The organism is Stenotrophomonas sp. LARHCG68, assembly GCF_052871705.1.
In genome coordinates, this window is record NZ_JBIXJV010000001.1 from 879,182 (window position 1) to 892,698 (window position 13,517).

Here is a 13,517-nt window from a genome sequence, read left to right on the forward strand (position 1 = left end):
CGCGGGGGTGATAAACGGTGAGGAATGGCCTTTGTGTCTGTTCTGTTTCGGCGCCTGGGGCGCGCGCGGCGATGACCGGCGCCGCGCCAGGCCGGTGGATGCCAGGAGACTCCCATCAAGTACGATTTTTTCCTCGGTCGGGTCCGGCGCTGGTTGTCGAACATCCCTGTCGACGATCCGGTTGATCGTCGCAATGCCCCCTTCGTGCAGGTGCTCCTGCTGTTCCTCGGGGTGTTCATCCCGCTCAACAAGTCGCTGTTCCTGTACGCCGTGCTGAGCGGTCGCTGGACGCGGGTCGTGCCGGATGCAACGGCGCTGGCCGCCGACCTGGCCACGGACGTGTTGATGACCTCCGCCGCATGGACAGGCGTGTGGTTGATCCGGCGTGGTCGTTTCCGCCAGGGCGTGCACGTGTTCCTCGGCGTGGTGATGCTGTCGATGGCGATCATCTACATCACCACCGGCATGGCGGGCGTGGGGTTCGATCCCATGCCGATGATCCTGCTGGCGTTGGCAGGCCTGATCCTGGGGCGCCGGACACTGTGGATCACGCTGGCCACGTTGCTGGGGGTCATCGCGGCGACCCTGGTCGCCGACCTCGTGCGCGCGGCGCTCGGCGGCGGGGCGATCTCGGTCACGGGTCTGGGCAAGGCCGTATCGCTGGCCGGTATCTGGCTGCTCATCGCCATCGCGCTGGACCGCACCGTGGCCGCGCTGCGCAACAGCCTGGAGGAATCCAACGCCCGCGGGCAGGCGCTGGCGCTGGCCTACGAACGGCTCCAGGAAGAAGTCCGCGAGCGCGAACGCACGCGCGACCAGCTCGTCCACGCGCAGAAGATGGAGGCGGTGGGCCGCCTGGCCAGTGGCGTGGCCCACGACTTCAACAACGTGCTGGGCATCATCCTGAGTTATGCCGCGCAGCGGGAACGGTTGGCCGACAGGGGGGCGCCGGCACTCTATGAGGCGCTGGGCGACGTGGACCTGGCCGCCAGGCGGGCGTTGACCATCAGCCGGAAGCTGTTGAGCTTCAGCCGGCAGGAAGTCGCACGGCCGGAGGTGTTCGACGCGGCGGCGTCACTGCGCGAACTGATGCCGATGCTGAAGCAGCTGTTCGGGGCGCGGGTCCGCCTGCAGCTGGAGTGCGCCGATGGCGCGTTGCCGGTGCGGATGGACATCGATCGCTTCGGGCTGGTGATCATCAACATCGCCGCCAACGCGAGGGATGCCATCACCGATACCGGCACGTTCCGCATCCAGGCAGGCCGGCTGGACGGGGCCTGGGTATGCCTGGACCTGACCGATGACGGCAAGGGCATGCCGGAAGACGTGCGCACGCAGGCCTTCGAACCCTTCTTCACCACCAAGCCGAGCGGGATGGGGACTGGCCTGGGCTTGTCCGTGGTGCGCGACATGCTGCTGGAGGCCGGCGGAAAGATCGACCTCGTTGGCCCGCCGGCGCAGGGCACGACGGTGCGGATCCTGCTGCCGCTGGCCATGGATGGGGAGACCGCTCAGCTGGCGAGCACGTAGCCCTTTCCGCGGACCGAGAGCAACGGCAATGGCGGGGCATCGGGCGCGGCGGCGGCGGCCTTGCGGCGGACGCGGTGCACCAGGGCTTCCAGGCGATGCGGGTCGAAGTCCGAAGCGTCATCGGTCAATGCGTCGATCAGCCGCTCCCGCTCCACGGTCTGGCCGCGATGGCGGGCCAGCAGGGCCAGCAGTGAACGCTCCGGGGTGGTCAGGGCGATGATCCTGCCGGTGGGCGTTTCCAGGCACCAGCCATCGGAGAGCAGCCGCCACGTGCCGGGCGGTTCCGTTGGCACCGTGCCGGTTGCCGTGCGTGGCAGGCGGCGTGACAGGCTGTGCAGGGTGACGGCGATGATCTCGACGTCCACGGGCTTGGCCAGATAGATGTCCGCCCCGTCGCGCAGGGCGCGCAGGTGGTTCTCGCGGTTCCCGGTGCCGGTCAGCATGACGATGCCCAGCCCGGGCTGGATGCGGCGCAGGTGCGAGGCGATGCTCAGGCCGTCCTCGCCCGGCAGGGCGATGTCCAGGATGACCACATCGAAGGCCTCGGCCAGCAGGCCCCGATACAGTTCCGTGGCATCGCCATACCCCTGGACGTTGAACCCATGGTCGCGCAGGCCGGGAAGCAGGACGCGATCACGCAGCAGCGCGTCGTCCTCCGTGACCGCGACCTTCAGCGGTGGCTCCGGAAGGTCGGGCGTGGGCGTGGTTCTGTCGTTCAAGTGGGGGCGTGATCGTTGATCGTCGCGCCAGCCTACTGCAGTCACCGGGGCTTTTGTAAGCGACCCGGTCGGCGACCGCGGCAGGCCGGTCGCCGGAGGCGGCGATGACGCCGCGGGGTACCGCGCGTGCCGGCCCGTTGGCCGGTCAGCACTCGATGACGTTGACGGCCAGGCCGCCGCGGCTGGTTTCCTTGTACTTGTCCTGCATGTCGCGGCCGGTGTCGCGCATGGTCTTGATGACCTTGTCCAGCGACACCTTGTGCTTGCCGTCGCCACGCATGGCCATGCGGCTGGCATTGATCGCCTTGACCGCGCCCATCGCGTTGCGCTCGATGCAGGGGATCTGCACCAGCCCGCCGATCGGGTCGCAGGTCAGGCCGAGGTTGTGCTCCATGCCGATCTCGGCGGCATTCTCGATCTGGCCCGGGTTGCCGCCCAGCGCGGCCATCAGCCCGCCGGCCGCCATCGAACAGGCCACGCCCACTTCGCCCTGGCAACCGACCTCGGCGCCGGAGATGGAGGCGTTCTCCTTGTAGAGGATGCCGATCGCCGCGGCGGTGAGCAGGAAGTCGAACACGCCCTGCTCGGTGCTGCCGGGGCAGAAGCGGTCGTAGTAATGCAGCACCGAGGGGATGATGCCGGCTGCGCCGTTGGTGGGCGCGGTGACCACGCGGCCACCGGCGGCGTTTTCCTCGTTGACCGCCAGCGCGTACAGGTTGACCCAGTCCAGCGTGGTCAGCGGGTCGCGCATGGCCGCTTCCGGGCGCGCGGACAGCTCGCGGTACAGCGTGGGCGCGCGGCGGCTGACGTGCAGGCCGCCGGGCAGGGTGCCCTCGGAGCGGATGCCGCGCGTCACGCAGGACTGCATGGCGTCCCAGATCTCGCGCAGGCCGGCGCGGATCTCGTCCTCGCTGCGCCAGCATTTCTCGTTCTCGAACATCATCTGCGCGATGCTCAGGCCGCTGCGCGCGGCCTGAGCCAGCAGCTCGTCGCCGCTCTTGAACGGGTAGGGGATGGGCGTCTGGTCGGGGACGATGCGGTCATCGGCGGCATCGTCCTCGTTGACCACGAAGCCACCGCCGACGGAGTAATAATCGCGGGTGGCGATGATCTGGTCGTCGGCGTCGTAGGCTGTGAAGCGCATGCCGTTGGTGTGGTACGGCAGCTTCTGGCGCTTGTTCATGGGCAGGTCGCGCTTCTCGTCGAAGGCGATTTCGTGCTGGCCCATCAGGTGGATGCGCTTGGTGCTGCGGATGCGCTCCAACGCGGCCGGGATGATGTCCGGGTCGATCAGGTTGGGGCGGTGGCCTTCCAGGCCGAGCAGTACCGCCTTGTCGGTGCCGTGCCCCTTGCCGGTCAACGCCAGCGAGCCGAACACCTCGGCGCGGATGCGCACGGTGTCCTGCAGGTGGCCCTGGTCGAGCAGCCAGCGGTGCACGAAGCGCTCGGCCGCGCGCATCGGGCCCACGGTGTGTGACGAACTCGGGCCGATGCCGATCTTGAACAGGTCGAACGTGCTGACGGACATGCGTGCTTCTGCGTACTGCGTGGAGAGGGCCGCTATTCTACGTGCTGGCGGCGGCGGGCCATGCCTGCAGCGCAGCATTCCAACCACAGGGCAGCGGCATGAGCGGATTGGTGTTGTTCCAGCGCGATGATTGTCATCTGTGCGACCAGGCGCTGGCGGTGCTGGCGCAGGCACGCGCACCGGCGTTCGAAAGCGTGTTCATCGATGACGACGCGCCGCTGGAGGCGCGCTACGGGACGCGTGTGCCGGTGCTGCGCGATGGCGCCGGGCGCGAACTGGAATGGCCGTTCGACGCGGCCAGCGTGCAGCGTTGGCTGAAGCAGTAGCGCGGAGCCGGGCCGATGGGCCCGTGCCGGGCGTGGCTCGGCACGGACAACAGCGGCGCGATGGCCGGTGGCGCGGAGCCACGCTCCGCTGCACCGGCGCCGCGCAGGGTCGTGGCTTACTTGGCGTTGAGCTTGACGATGGTGCTGATCGCCGTTTCGTTGGGGATGGTCTTGGTATCGGTCCAGTCGCCGCCGCCCACGCCGAAGTCCAGGCGCTTGACGGTGGCCTTGCCGGTCAGCACCGGCTGCGCGCCCGGCGCCCAGGTGAAGGTCAGCGTGACCGGTTTGCTGACGCCCCGCAGTTCCAGCGTGCCATCGGCGGCGAACTGGTTGTTGCCCAGGGCACGGAAGCCGTTGGCGGTGTAACGGGCCTGGGCGAACTGGGCCACGTTGAAGAAGTCCGCCCCCTGCAGGGTGGAGTCGCGGTCGGTGTTGCCGCTGCGGGCACCGGCCAGCGGGATGCTGACATCAAGCTTGCCGGCGGCCGGGTTGGCCGGATCGAAGCTGACCTGGGTCTGGAAGCCCGGGAAGGTGCCGGTGAAGACTTCGCCGTCGTACTTGGTGGCGAATACCAGGATCGAGCCGGTCCCCGGTGCCTGCACGTAGTCGGCGGCCATGGCCGGGGCGACGGCCAGCATGCCGGCCAGGGCGGCGGCGACGGCGGCCGGGGAGGTGAGTTTGATGTTCATGCGGATTCCTTTTGCGGGGTGCTGAGCCAGCCTTGCGGCAGCATGCGGGTGAGGGTGGCGTCACGCTGGTGAACGTGATGGAAAACGGCGGCGCCGGCATGGCCCAGCACCAACAGGATCAAGGCCCAGAAGCCCCATTCATGGATCAGGTGCGAGACCTGCGCGGCCGATTCGCTCGGCGCGACCAGCTTGGGCATCTCGACCAGCCCGAACAGCTTGAACGGGCGCAGGCCGCTGGCCGAGTCGTACAGCCAGCCCGACAGCGGGATGGCGAACATCATCACGTACAACAGCCAGTGGGTGAGGCTGGCCACGCGCTCCTGCCAGCCCGGCGTGCCCGGCACCGGTTCGGGCGCGCCGGCGTACAGGCGCCAGCCCAGGCGCGCGACGACCAGCACCAGCACGGTGATGCCGATCGACTTGTGCATCGTGTAGATCCAGAAGTACTTCGGGGTCTTGGGAAACTCGCCCATGACCAGGCCGACGATGCCCAGCGCCAGGATCAACAGGGCGATCAGCCAGTGCAGGGATTTGCTGACGCTTCCCCATTGCTGGGCGGTGTTCTTAGTGGTCATGGCGTGGTTCCGTCTGAGTGGCGTGTTCCAGCGCGGCATCGGCCGCGTCCTGGAGGGAAGTGTCCTGCGCGTCGGCAGGGGTGTCGGTGTCCGGCGCGGGCGCGGAGGCGTTGTCGTCACGCACCGCCTCGGCCTCGATGCGCAGCTCCACGCGGTCGCCGATGACCGACTTCCATGCGTTGATGCCGAAGTCGGCGCGGCTCAGCGCGGTGGTGGCGGAGAACCCGGCGGTGCGGCGGAATGGCGGCAGCGGGTGACGCTTCACCGCATTGAGGGTGACCTCCAGCACCACCGCGCGGGTGACGCCGTGCAGGGTGAGCTGGCCATGGACGCGCGCATGGGTGGCGTCAACGGCCTCCACGCGGTCGGAGACGAAGCGCGCCCGCGGGAAGCGCTCGCCGTCGAGCAGGTTGCGCGCCAGCGTGGCCTGGTTCCATTTCGCATCCCCCAGGTCGACCCGGGTGAGTGGCACGGTGACGTCCAGCCGGGCGCTGCTCCAGTCCTGCGGGTCGAAGTGCAGCATGCCCTCGCTGCCCGAGACCGTGCCCAGCGCCTGTGAGAACCCGGCGTGCTCGATCGCGAACAGCACCCGCGTATGCACCGGGTCCAGCCGGTACGGCTCGGGTGCCGCAGCGGCCGCCAGCGGCAGCAGCCCCAGTGCCAGCATCAGGATGGGTCGCAACAAGGTCCCGGCTCCCCGGTTTCGGAATGGGCATGATTCTAGGCACAGTTGGGCGGAGGTTTGTGCGTACACGCTGCAACGGTTTGTTACAGCTGTCTGTGGTTCCGGCGGTGACGGGAGGGGAACTTTTTTGCTCCGCCTCCGCATGGACGCTAAAGTCGCAGCCTTGCGCGGGGCTGGGACGGCGGGGAGTGGCCGTTGCAGGGGCGCAAATGGACAGGCGAGGAGCAACGGACGTGTGATGAAGCGGTTCCTGGGAATTACCGGGCTGGCACTGCTGCTGTGGCTGGCCGTCGCGCCGGCGATGGCCGCGGTACTGGCCGAGACGCCGAACATGCGCCGGCTGGGGGTCGCCGAAGGCCTGCCATCGCGGATGGTGCTGGCCCTGGCGCAGGACCGCCAGGGATACGTCTGGGCGGCCACCGATGATGGCCTGGCCCGCTACGATGGCCACCAGCTGCGGGTCTGGCGCCAGGACCCCGACGATCCGGACTCGTTGCCCGGCAACGTGCTGGAGACCCTGCTGATCGACCCGCAGGATCGGGTCTGGCTGGGTGCCAACGGCGCCGGGCTGATCATGCTCGATGCCCAGCGCAAGGCGTTCCAGCGTTTCCAGGCCGTCGAGGAACGCTGCACCGAACAGGTCTGGGCACTGGCCTCGGTGGAGGGCGAGATGTGGGTGGGCAGCTCCGGCACCGGCATCTGCCGGCTGCATGCCGATGGCCGCGTGACCCAGTACCGGCATGTTCCCGGTGACCCGCACAGCCTGCCCGACGACACCATCTATTCGCTGCTGCTCGGCAAGGACGGCGCGTTATGGATCGGCACTGCCGATGGCCTGGCCCGCCGCGCGCCGGGCAGCGAGCAGTTCACCCGCATCGTCGCGCCGCTGCTGGCCGGCAAGACCATCATCCGCATGAGCGCCGACCGTGACGGCGGGTTCTGGGCCGGCACCGAGAGCGGGCTGTTCCGCGTGCTGGACAATGGACTGGTGTTCCCCGCGCCGTGGCCGCAGGCCCAGCAGTCGCGGGCGGCGGTGCTGCTGCACGACCGCGACGGCGGGTACTGGATGGGAACCTCCAACGGCCTGTACCGCGGTGATGGCAAGCAGCTGACGCTGCTGGCCGGCGGGCGCGGCAGCGACTTCCTGACCGAGCACAGTGGCGTGCTGGACCTGCTGCAGGATCACGAAGGCGGTGTCTGGACGGCCCTGCTGACCCAGGGCCTGGCCTACCTGCGACCGGACTGGAAGCGCTTTTCCACTGTCTCGCGGCTGGACGGCAAACCGCTGGAAAGCCTGTACATGCGCAGCGGTGCGGCCGATGGCGATGGCTTCCTGGTCGGTGGCGCACACGGGGTCTACCGGCTCGATGGCAGCGGGCAGCTGCAGCAGCTGGCCGACGAGGCGCGGTTGGGCGTCGGCGGGATCTGGTCGGTGCTGCGTGGCGCCGATGGACAGGTCTGGGCGGGGCGGGCCGGCAGTCTGGTGCTGTTCCGGCCCGAAGGCCAGGGGCGTCGGGTCGTGGACCTGGGCGTCGGCAGCGATCCGCAGTTCCGCGCCGACCTGATGCGCCGCGCCGCCGACGGCAGCGTGTGGTTGTCGATCATCGGATACGGCCTGCAGCACCGTGCCGCGAACGGTGAGCTGTTGGCCACCTATCCGGCCGGCGCGTCGCCGGGCCTGCCCGACAAGCTGGTCGAGCAGTTGCTGATCGACCGCAACGGCACGGTGTGGCTGACCGGCGCGGCCGGCGTGCTGTACTTCGACGGCACCCGCTTCATCACGTTGCAGGGCGTGTCGCGGGGGGGCGTGTATGACATCGCCTTCGTCCCGGACGGAACGGTCTGGCTGGCGCGCGACGGCGCGCTGGAGCACTACCGCCGCGAAGGCGACCGCCTCGTGCTGCAGCAGCGGCTGGGCAATGCGGAGGGCGTGCCGGCGGTGATGATGGGCGGGCTGGTGCTGGGGTGTTCCGGACAGCTGTGGGCCACCACCCCGCGCGGCCTGCTGCTGTGGCAGCCGGGGGCGCGGCGCGTGCGCCTGCTCGGCGGTGCCGATGGCCTGCCGGACGCGGAGTTCTCGCCACGCCCACCGGCGATGGGCGGTTGCGACGCAGCGCTGGCGGTGCAGGCCAGTGGACTGGTGGTATTCAACCCGGACCAGGTGGCGCAGCCGCTGCCGGCCTCCAAGCTGGTGATCGGTTCGGTGCATGTGCGCCGCGATGACGCGGTCAGCGAACAGGCGCTCAGCGGAGAGGTGATCCACCTGGGGGCCGGCGACCGTGACCTGCGCGTGCAGGCACGGCTGATGTCCTTCGCCGACCTGGCCAGCCACCGCTTCCGCTTCCGCGTGGAGGGCTACGACCAGAACTGGGTGGAGGTCAGCGCCGAAGGCGAGCGGGTGCTGTCGCGGCTGCCGCCCGGGCACTATCGCCTGGAGGTGCAGGGCGCGGCCGGCGACAGCGGCTGGACGCCGGTGCAGGCCTTGACGGTGGAAGTGGCCTCGCCCTGGTGGCTCAGCGGTGCAGCGATCGCCGCCTGGGTGGCGGTGCTGGCCCTGCTGGTCAGCGCGGCGCTGCTGGCCTACCGCCGCCGCGTGCGCCGGCGTAGTGCATGGCAACTGGCCCTGCACAAGCAGGAGCTGGCCGAACAGGCCTCCCTGGCCAAGACCCGCTTCCTGGCCACGCTGGGCCATGAGGTGCGCACGCCGATGACCGGCGTGCTGGGCATGAGCGAGCTGCTGCTGGACACCGACCTGGATCCCCGCCAGCGGCGCTATGCCGGTGCCATCCAGCAGGCCGGTTCGCACCTGCTGCGGCTGCTCAACGACGCGTTGGACCTGGCCCGCGTCGAGTCGGGCAAGCTCGAGCTGGGCAACCAGCCGTTCAATTTCAGCAAGGTGCTGGAGGAAGTGGTGGCGCTGATGGCGCCGATGGCTGAGCGGCGCGGCCTGGCGTTCGAGTACGCGCCGGGCTTCGACGGTACGGTCGAGGTGACCGGCGATGCCATGCGCCTGCGCCAGATCGTGATGAACCTGCTGAGCAACGCCATCAAGTTCACCGAGCAGGGCAAGGTGCGGCTGGAGGTGGCATTGCTGCCGGACAACACCGGCCTGCGCCTGACCGTCAGCGACACCGGGCCGGGCATCAACGACGAGCAGCAGGCGCGCCTGTTCCAGCGCTTCGAGCAGGCCGATGGCTGGCGCACCGCCTCGCGCTACGGCGGCAGTGGCCTGGGGCTGGCGATCTGCCAGGAGCTGGCGGCGGCGATGGGGGGCAACATCCGTGTCAGCAGCCGCCTGGGCGAAGGGGCCAGCTTCCAGGTGGAGCTGCCGCTGCACTGGGTGCAGGGCGTGCAGGCCCCGCAGGAGGGCGACGCGGAGGCTGCGGCCGGCAGCGAGCCGCTGCGGATCCTGCTGGTGGAGGACGACCCGACCGTCGCCCAGGTCATCGCCGGCCTGCTGCGCGCGCGCGGGCATACGGTGGTGCATGCGCCGCACGGCCTCGCCGCGCTGGGCGAAGTGGCCGAGCAGGCGTTCGACATCGGCCTGTTCGACCTGGACCTGCCCGCGCTCGATGGCATGGCGCTGGCCCGGCAGTTGCGTGCGTCCGGGCACCTGTTCCCGTTGATCGCGGTCACCGCGCGTTCGGATGGCCAGGCCGAGCAGTTGGCGGCGGCGGCGGGGATGGAAGGGTTCCTGCGCAAGCCGGTCACCGGCCAGCTGCTGGCGACCACCATCACGCAGGTGTTGTTACGCTCACGCGCCCAACGTGGTGGGGGACCGGCCCTGGCCGGGTTGCCGATGCACGAGGAATGACGGGAATGAAAGGGTGTGTACGCGCCGTGCTGCTGGCGCTGTCCGTGTGCCTGCTGGCGCCGGCCAATGCCGAGGTGCCGGCCACGCCGCAGCCGCGCCAGCTCACCGTGGCCGACGGGCTGCCGTCGAGCACCATCAATGCCTTCGCCGAGGATCGCACCGGTTACCTGTGGCTGGCCAGCCGCGATGGCCTGGCGCGCTATGACGGGCGCAGCTACCGCGTGTGGCGGGCCGAGGACGGCCTGCAGGACAACCAGGTCTGGAGCCTGCACGTCGACGCCGCCAACCGCCTGTGGATCGGCACGCAGAATGCCGGGCTGGTGATGCTGTCGGCGGACCGCCGCAGCTTCACCTTCTACAACCGGCGCACCCACCCGGAGATCGGCAGCAACACGATCTGGTCGATCGTCACCACCGCCGACGGCAGCACCTGGTTCGGTACCGCGACCGGCGGCCTGCACCGGCTCGATCCGGACGGGCACATCACCCGCTTCATGCCGATCGACGGTGACCCCAACAGCCTGCCGGCGGCGGCGGTGACCTACATGGCGGTGACGCCGGACGGCACCCTGTGGGTCGGCACCAAGGGCGGGCTGGCGCGCTGGACCGGGCATGACTTCGAGCAGGTGGGGGAGTCGGTACTGCCGTCCGAGCGCATCAATGGCCTGAAGGTGGACCGCGAGGGCCGCCTCTGGATCGCCACCAACCTCGGGCTGGTGGTGCGCACCGCCGACGGGCGGTTCCAGCGTTCGGTCTGGCCCGGCATGCAGGCCGGCGACGTGCTCAACATGCTGCAGTACTCCAGCGACGGCGATTACTGGCTCGACACGCTGGCCGGGCTGGGGCGTTTCCGCGCCGGCCGCGTGCACAACGTGGGCCTGTACAGCATGCAGGAGCGCGGCATGGTGCGGCCGAACTGGTCCAGCGCCTACGAGGACCGCGAAGGCGGCCTGTGGTTCGCCAGCACCAACGCCGGGCTCTGGCACCTGCCGCCGAGCTGGCGCCAGTTCTCGGTGCTGTCGCGGCACCTGGACGACCCGGCCTCGCTGCGCAACCCCAACCCGCTGGCATTGGCACCGTCGGCTTCCGGCGGCATCTGGGTGGTGGGCACGCGCGGCGCGCTGGACCGCCTGGATCCGGCCACCGGCGAGGTCGAGCAGCACCTGGAAAAGATCAGCGGCATGAACTGGCCGCAGTCGTTGGCCGAAGACAACAAGGGCCGGGTCTGGATCGGCAGCCTGGACGAACTGATCCGCTATACCCCGGCCAGTCACGAGGTGCGCCGCTGGCAGGCCGGCGATGCGGCGGATGCGGCGATGACCGGTGATGCGGACATCGTGCGGCAGTGCGCGGGCGGGCGGATCTGGGTGTATTCCGAGGACGGCGGCATCCAGCAGCGCGACGGGGACGGCCACGTGCTGCTGCAGATGCAGCCGGGCACGCACGGGTTGCCGCCGGCGATCGTGGAGGACATGTACTGTGGCCCCGGCGACGACCTGTGGCTGGCCACCGGTGCCGGCCTGTTGACCTGGCAGACGGCGCAGCAGCAGTTCGTGCAGGTGCCCGGCGCCCCCACCGACCGCATTTCCAGCTTCAACCTGACCGACAGCGGCGTGGCCTGGCTCGCCGGCCTGGGGCGGATGGACCGTTACCTGTGGGATGGCCGGCGCATGACCCTGCTCGATTCGGTCGGCCCGGCGCAGGGCTACCCGATGCTTGGCGCGCACGGGTTGGTGGTCGACCCGCAGGGCGTGGCGTGGGCGACCAGCGCACGTGGCCTGATCCGCATCGACCCGGCCAGCCGCTCGGTGCGCATGTATGGCGTGCACGATGGCCTGCCGAGCCAGGAGTTCCGGCGCCGCACGCTGGTGCAGGCGCGCGGTGGACAGATCGCCGGCGGCACGCCGGATGGCGTGGTGTTGTTCGACCCGCAACGCGTGCGCCTGTCGGCGCGCCAATCGCCGCTGGTCATCGAGCGGGTGAGCGTGCGTCGCGCCGAGCAGGAACAGGATTTGACCCACCAGACCCCGCTGCAGATCCTGCCCGGCGACCGCGACCTGCGGGTGTCGGCGCGGCTGCTGTCCTTCGCCGATTCGGCGATCAACCTGTACCGTTTCCGGCTGGAAGGTTATGACCCGGATTGGGTGGAAGTGGGCGCATCGGGCGACCGGGTGTTCCCGCGCTTGCCGCCGGGCAGCTATCGGCTGCAGGTGCAGGCGGCGACCTCGGACAACGTCTGGTCGACGGTGCAGACGCTGTCCTTCCACGTGCAGCCGCCGTGGTGGCGCAGCACCGGTGGCCTGGCCGGCCTGATCGTGCTGGGCGTCGCGCTGCTGTTGCTGGGCGCCTGGTTGTACCGGCGCCGGCTGGCGCGGCGCCACGAATGGCAACTGGCCAAGCACAAGCAGGAACTGGCCGAACAGGCCTCGCTGGCCAAGACCCGCTTCCTGGCCACGCTTGGCCACGAGGTGCGCACGCCGATGACCGGCGTGCTGGGCATGAGCGAACTGCTGCTGGCCTCGGAGCTGGACGACCGGCAACGCGGCTACACGCAGTCGATCCGCCGTGCCGGCGAGCACCTGTTGCGGCTGGTCAACGACGCGCTGGACCTGGCGCGCATCGAGGCCGGGCGGCTGGAACTGCAGGTCCAGCCGCTGGACCTGCAGCAACTGCTGGACGACGTGCGCGGGCTGATGGAGCCGCTGGCGCAGCGGCGTGGGCTGGCGTTCTCGCTGCACAGCGAGGCCAGTGCGCGCACGCGGGTGACCGGTGACGTGCTGCGCCTGCGCCAGATCCTGCTGAACCTGCTGGGCAACGCGATCAAGTTCACCAGCGATGGGCAGGTGCGCCTGCGGGTGGAGATGGGCGAGGGTGGCAGCGGCATCTGCTTCGATGTCTGCGATACCGGGCCGGGCATCAATCCGGAGCAGCGCAAGCGCCTGTTCCGCCGCTTCGAGCAGGCCGACGGCGCGCGTACCGCGGCCCGTTATGGTGGCAGCGGCCTGGGCCTGGCGATCTGCCACGAACTGGCGGTGGCCATGGGCGGCACCATCGAGGTGGAAAGCACGCCCGGCACCGGCAGCTGCTTCAGCGTGCGCCTGCCACTGGCGTGGGAGGTGGTGCCGGAGACGGCGGCCGACGGTGTCGGCGTGTCGTCGTGGAAGTCACTGCCGCCGTTGCATGTCCTGCTGGTGGAGGACGACCCCACCATCGCCGCGGTGATCCGTGGCCTGCTCGAAGTGCATGGGCACGGCGTGGTGCATGCCGCGCATGGGCTGGCCGCGCTGGCCGAGGTGTCCAATGCGCGCTTCGACGTGGCCCTGCTGGACCTGGACCTGCCCGGCATCGACGGCTTCGGGCTGGCCTTGCAACTGCGCACGATGGGCTACGAGATGCCGTTGATCGCGGTGACCGCGCGTTCGGACGCCGAAGCCGAGCCGCAGGCACGCAAGTCCGGTTTCGATGACTTCCTGCGCAAGCCGGTGACCGCGCAGATGCTGCTGGAAGCCATCGCCGGGGTGCTGGACGCACACCAGCGCCGTGCGCAGGGGCTGGCCCCGCGCGGCTGAGCTCCGGCAAGCCGGGACCGGGATCGTGCGCGGGGCCACGCATGCTGCTCCCGGGGACGCGCCACTGCAGGCGGCGTGCTCG

General features: G+C 69.9%; 9 protein-coding genes. 4 read left to right on the forward strand and 5 right to left on the reverse strand.

Annotation, left to right across the window (positions count from 1 at the left end):
- Positions 1-153 precede the first annotated feature (153 nt).
- Positions 154-1,530 (forward strand): sensor histidine kinase, encoded by a 1,377-nt coding sequence (locus ACIPR8_RS03770; RefSeq protein ID WP_446540188.1) that lies wholly within the window; start codon positions 154-156, stop codon positions 1,528-1,530.
- Here the strand turns inward: ACIPR8_RS03770 and ACIPR8_RS03775 are convergent.
- Both ACIPR8_RS03775 and ACIPR8_RS03780 read right to left on the reverse strand, forming a co-directional pair.
- Complete coding sequence (locus ACIPR8_RS03775; RefSeq protein WP_446540189.1) at positions 1,512-2,249, reverse strand: response regulator transcription factor; 738 nt, start codon at positions 2,247-2,249, stop codon at positions 1,512-1,514. The two genes, ACIPR8_RS03770 and ACIPR8_RS03775, sit on opposite strands and share 19 nt — an antisense overlap.
- A 145-nt stretch (positions 2,250-2,394) precedes the next feature.
- Positions 2,395-3,777 carry an L-serine ammonia-lyase gene (locus tag ACIPR8_RS03780; RefSeq protein ID WP_446540190.1) on the reverse strand — a complete coding sequence of 461 codons (1,383 nt, stop codon included), beginning with the start codon at positions 3,775-3,777 and terminating at the stop codon, positions 2,395-2,397.
- Positions 3,778-3,875: 98 nt separating this feature from the next.
- On the opposite strand from ACIPR8_RS03780, the gene ACIPR8_RS03785 reads away from it, so the two are divergent.
- A complete protein-coding gene (locus ACIPR8_RS03785; RefSeq protein WP_132865257.1) occupies positions 3,876-4,103 on the forward strand; it encodes a glutaredoxin family protein in 228 nt (75 codons plus the stop codon).
- 116 nt (positions 4,104-4,219) lie between these two features.
- Here ACIPR8_RS03785 and ACIPR8_RS03790 read toward each other — a convergent pair whose 3' ends face one another.
- From ACIPR8_RS03790 to ACIPR8_RS03800, 3 genes are read right to left on the reverse strand one after another with little or no spacing between them, the layout of a single operon-like run.
- Positions 4,220-4,792: a YceI family protein gene (locus tag ACIPR8_RS03790; protein ID WP_132865256.1), complete on the reverse strand. Its 573-nt coding sequence runs from the start codon at positions 4,790-4,792 to the stop codon at positions 4,220-4,222.
- Positions 4,789-5,367: a cytochrome b gene (locus ACIPR8_RS03795; RefSeq protein WP_132865255.1), complete on the reverse strand. Its 579-nt coding sequence runs from the start codon at positions 5,365-5,367 to the stop codon at positions 4,789-4,791. The genes ACIPR8_RS03790 and ACIPR8_RS03795 overlap by 4 nt, the downstream gene beginning before the upstream one ends.
- Positions 5,357-6,034, reverse strand: a complete 678-nt coding sequence (locus ACIPR8_RS03800) for a YceI family protein (protein ID WP_446540624.1) — start codon at positions 6,032-6,034, stop codon at positions 5,357-5,359. The genes ACIPR8_RS03795 and ACIPR8_RS03800 overlap by 11 nt, the downstream gene beginning before the upstream one ends.
- A 256-nt stretch (positions 6,035-6,290) precedes the next feature.
- Between ACIPR8_RS03800 and ACIPR8_RS03805 the strand changes: the two genes are divergently transcribed.
- Positions 6,291-9,866 carry a hybrid sensor histidine kinase/response regulator gene (locus tag ACIPR8_RS03805; RefSeq protein ID WP_446540191.1) on the forward strand — a complete coding sequence of 1,192 codons (3,576 nt, stop codon included), beginning with the start codon at positions 6,291-6,293 and terminating at the stop codon, positions 9,864-9,866.
- 5 nt (positions 9,867-9,871) lie between these two features.
- A complete protein-coding gene (locus ACIPR8_RS03810; RefSeq protein WP_446540192.1) occupies positions 9,872-13,435 on the forward strand; it encodes a two-component regulator propeller domain-containing protein in 3,564 nt (1,187 codons plus the stop codon).
- Positions 13,436-13,517: the final 82 nt, after the last annotated feature.